This is a genomic window from Streptomyces fulvoviolaceus (genome assembly GCF_000718165.1).
In the GTDB taxonomy this organism is placed as follows: Bacteria; Actinomycetota; Actinomycetes; order Streptomycetales; family Streptomycetaceae; genus Streptomyces; species Streptomyces fulvoviolaceus.
This window is the reverse complement of sequence record NZ_JOEY01000129.1, coordinates 1-4,046: the sequence shown is the minus strand read 5'-3', so window position 1 is coordinate 4,046 and position 4,046 is coordinate 1. Positions and strand designations below refer to the sequence as shown.

Below are 4,046 nucleotides of genomic sequence, written 5' to 3'. Positions count from 1 at the left end.
CAGGATGGGCGGGTAGCGCCGCTGGTTCAGCGCGGTCCCGCCCGGATAGTCCAGCGGCAGGCTCAGGCTGAAGGTGATCCCCTGCTCGACCTCCCGCACCCCCTGCAGGACCTTCTCGGGCGTGAGCAGGTTGATCCGCCCCAGCTCGTCGTCCTCACCCCACTCGCCCCACGTCGAGCCCGGCGGACGCTGCTTCCAACGCTTCGTCACGATAAATGCCTCCTCAGGCGACAGTTGCATCAATGGACTGAGAGCAAGCCGATGCCCCGCGCCTCCCGGAGACGCTCCCGGAGGCGTGGGGGCATCCGCGTGGTCACTCAGACGCTTCCGTGGCCTTGGAGAACACGAACGTCGAGTACTCGTCCTGCTTGACGGTGGTGATGGCCTCCTGGAGCGCCCACCGACCCGTCGGGTTCAGCAGCTGCTTGACCGGCTTGCCGGGGATGTTGCCGCCGTAGAAGTAGCTGCTCTCGAGGAAGGAGGACATCTTGCTGTTGTTCATGCTGTCCGTCCACTCCTCCTCGGCGGCCTCGGTCACCTCGACGGCGTCGTAACCGTTGTCGCGCGCGTGGACGATCGCGGCGGTGACGATTTCCACCTGGTCGCCGGCGTACCGCGGGTTGTTGCCCGTCGCGCCGTGCGGACCGCCGGGGAAGAAGAAGTTGGGGAAGCCGGCCGTCGCGACCCCGAGATAGGTACGCGGGCCGTCCGACCAGTACTCCTTCAGCGGGAGGCCCTGACGGCCGACCACACCGAGCCGGTTGAGCGCGCCGGTGCCGAAGTCGTAGCCGGTCGCCCAGATGATGATGTCGAACTCCTCGACACCCACGGAGGTTTCGATCCCGTCCTCGGTGATGCGGGTGATCGGCGTCTCGTTGATGTCGACGAGGGAGACGTTCGGCTTGTTGTACGTCTCGTAGTAGCCGGTCCCGAAGGGGGGTCGACGCCCGCCGTAGCCATGGCCCTTGGGGATCAGCTTGTCCGCCGTCTCCGGGTCCTTGACGATGCTGCGGATCTTGTCGGCCATGAACGCGCACCACTCCGCGTTCACGGTCTCGTTCGACAGCATGTCCATGTAGTGCTCGGTCAGCTTGGTGAAGCCGGGGCCGTTCCACCGCTCCTCGTAGAACGCCTGGCGCTCCTCCGGCGTGTCCTCGAGGCCCGACCGCATGGCGATCTGGTGCAGGAACCCGCTCGGCGAGGTGTTCAGCGTGTCCCGGATGGACTCGAAGTTCGCCTTGAGCTCCGCCTGCTCCTCGGGCGTGATCGGCCCGTTGTTGAGCGGCGTGAGCCAGTCGGCGTCCTTCTGGAAGACCGTCAGCTGGGCCACGTCGTCCGCGATCGCGGAGATGATCTGCACCCCGCTGGAGCCGGTGCCGATCTGGGCCACCCGCTTGCCGGTGAAGTCGATGGGGGTCTTCGGCCAGCGGCTGGTGTGGTGCTGCGCGCCGCGGAAGTCCTCGCGTCCCGGGATGCCCGGGATGAACGGCACCGAGAGGTTGCCGGTCGCCGCGACGACGAAGCGTGCCCGCACCTCGGTGCCGTCACTGCCCCGCACGGCCCACGTCCCGGACGGCTCGTCGTAGACGGCCGCGGTCACCTTGACGCCGAACCGGATGTCGCGCCGCAGGTCGAACCGGTCGACCACGTGGTTGAAGTAGCGCTCGATCTCCGGCTGGCCCGCGAACCGCTCCGACCACTCCCATTCCTCCCACAGCTCCTTGGAGAAGAGGTAGCCGTAGGTGTAGCTCTCGGAGTCGAAGCGCGCCTCGGGGTACCGGTTCCAGTACCAGGTGCCGCCGACGCCGCTGCCCGCCTCCAGGAGTCGCGCCGAGAAGCCCGCCTCACGGGCTTGGTGGAGCTGGTAGATGCCGGTGACGCCGGCTCCTATCACCAGCACGTCGACCTGGTCCGGCGCGCTGTTCCTCGTTGTTTCGCTCATGTGCCCTCCCGCGTGGGCTCGGTCAATGGCCCCGAATTCCATCCGGGACATTGATTGTACCGACCGTCTGATCTAACTTTCGCTCAGGGATGCGAAGCAGCGCAATGGGAGAGACGCATGAGTACCAAAGAAGTCGAAACAGCCGCCGATCTGCGGGCTGCGGGTTGGAAGGCCATGCGTGCGGCGCTGCCCGGCGTATTTCCCGAAGGTGATCTCGACCTGCGCGACGGTCGCCTCGGCGAGGACCTCGTGGATATCGGCCTGACCAGCGTCTGGGGGGCGCTGTGGGGCCGCGAGGGACTTGCCCCGCGCGATCGGAGCCTGGTCACGCTGGGCATGCTCATCGCCCTGGGCGCCGAGGCCGAGCTCAAGACGCACGTCCGGATCGCGCTGACCAACGGAGTGACCGAGGACGAGATCGCCGAGGTCATCTACCACGCCGCCGGCTATGCCGGTTTCCCCGCCGCGACCGCGGCCCGTACCGCCGCCCGCGAGGCCCTGGCCGGCTGAGCCGGTCCGCCCGTAGGCACGCACGAAGCGCAAAGGAGCGCGCACATGTCACTGCAAGGAAAGGTCGCCGTCGTCACCGGTGGCGCCCGCGGTATCGGGCAGGGCGTCGCGACCGTACTCGCGGCCAAGGGGGCCGCGGTGGCGGTCTGGGACCTCAACATCGAGGGCGCCGAGAAGACCGTCGCGGAGATCCAGGAGGCGGGCGGTACGGCGATCGCGGTCGGGGGCGACGCGGCCGATGCCGCGGCCGTGGCCGCGTCCGCGGCCCGGACCCGTGCCGAGCTCGGGCCGGTCGCGATCCTCGTCAACAACGCCGGGATCACCGCCTACGAGCCGTTCACGAGCATCACCGAGGCCTCGTGGGACCGCATGATCGGCATCAACCTCAAGGGGCCGTTCCTGGTCACCCAGGAGCTGGTGCCCGACATGCTCGACGCCGGGTGGGGCCGGATCGTCAACATCTCCTCGTCCTCGGCACAGACCGGGGCGCCGGCCATGGCGCACTACGCGGCCTCCAAGGGCGGGGTCATCGGCCTGACCAGGGCGTTGGCGGTCGAGTACATCGAGAAGGGGATCACGGTGAACCACGTTCCGCCCGGGTTCATCGACACCCCTCTGGTGCGCCAGGGCCCGGTGGATGTGGAGGCGGTCGCCGCGATGATGCCGATGAAGCGGGCCGGTACGCCCGAGGACGTCGCGCACGCGGTGGCGTACCTCGCCTCCGAGGAAGCCGGATACGTGACCGGCCAGACATTCAGCGTCAACGGCGGACGCTACCTCGTGTGAGCCCATGGTCAGCTTTCTGTCTGGCAATTTGAATGTATCGACCGGCCGGTCTATTTTTCCCCTGAGGGATACCGCACCAACGCCCCCAACGGAGCTGCGCATGAGTAACGAGGTCCAGATCAGCGGAAACAGCGCCCGCGAGGTGCTCGGATGACGGCCCCGGACCGCATCCTCGTCGTGGGCGCGTCCGCATCCGGGCTGACCACGGCCGAGACACTCCGGCGCAAGGGGTACGCGGGCGCGATCACCGTGCTGGGCGACGAGCCGCACGCGCCCTACGACCGCCCGCCCCTGTCCAAGCAGGTCCTGTCCGGTGCCTGGGCACCGGAGCGGGCCGAACTACGGACCGGCGAGGTCCTCTCGGCGCTGGACGCCGAGTTCGTCCTGAAGGACGCGGCGGTCTCGCTGGAACGCGATCGTGATCGCCACGGGAGTACGGGCGCGTCGCCTGCCCGGGACGGACGGCCTGACCGGTGTGCACGTGCTGCGCACCCTGGACGACGCGTTGGCGCTGCGGACGGACCTGCTGGCGTCCTCGCGCCTGGTGGTCGTCGGTGAGGGCGTCCTCGGCTCCGAGATCGCGGCCACTGCCCGGACGCTGGGCCTGGACGTCACGCTGGCCGGTCCGCTGGCGGCGCCGATGGCGTTGCAGGTGGGCCCGCTGGTGTCCGGGCTGCTGGGCGACCTGCACACCGAGCAGGGTGTGCGCCTGCGGCTGGGCACCGGGGTCGTAGGGCTGACCGATGAGGACGGGCGCGTGGCCGGTGTGCAGCTGGGCACCGGCGAGGTGCTGCCGGCCGATGTGGTC

3 protein-coding genes and 2 pseudogenes are annotated in these 4,046 nt (G+C 68.8%); 3 read left to right on the top strand and 2 right to left on the bottom strand.

Features of this window, described 5'->3' with window-relative positions:
• Together IG08_RS0153010 and IG08_RS0153005 are read right to left on the bottom strand one after the other, a co-directional pair.
• Window positions 1–210 (bottom strand): annotated as a pseudogene (locus tag IG08_RS0153010) (cyclase family protein); the annotation flags it as partial.
• Window positions 211–313: 103 nt separating this feature from the next.
• Window positions 314–1,942 (bottom strand): flavin-containing monooxygenase, encoded by a 1,629-nt coding sequence (locus IG08_RS0153005; RefSeq protein ID WP_030621970.1) that lies wholly within the window; start codon window positions 1,940–1,942, stop codon window positions 314–316.
• Between the two features lie 117 nt (window positions 1,943–2,059).
• Between IG08_RS0153005 and IG08_RS0153000 the strand changes: the two genes are divergently transcribed.
• The 3 genes and pseudogenes from IG08_RS0153000 to IG08_RS55470 all read left to right on the top strand — a co-directional run.
• On the top strand, window positions 2,060–2,452 hold the full coding sequence (locus tag IG08_RS0153000) for a carboxymuconolactone decarboxylase family protein (RefSeq protein ID WP_030621968.1): 393 nt from the start codon (window positions 2,060–2,062) through the stop codon (window positions 2,450–2,452).
• A 45-nt stretch (window positions 2,453–2,497) separates the two neighbouring features.
• Window positions 2,498–3,238: an SDR family NAD(P)-dependent oxidoreductase gene (locus IG08_RS0152995; RefSeq protein WP_030621966.1), complete on the top strand. Its 741-nt coding sequence runs from the start codon at window positions 2,498–2,500 to the stop codon at window positions 3,236–3,238.
• Window positions 3,239–3,388: 150 nt separating this feature from the next.
• Window positions 3,389–4,046, top strand: a pseudogene (locus tag IG08_RS55470) (NAD(P)/FAD-dependent oxidoreductase); the annotation flags it as partial.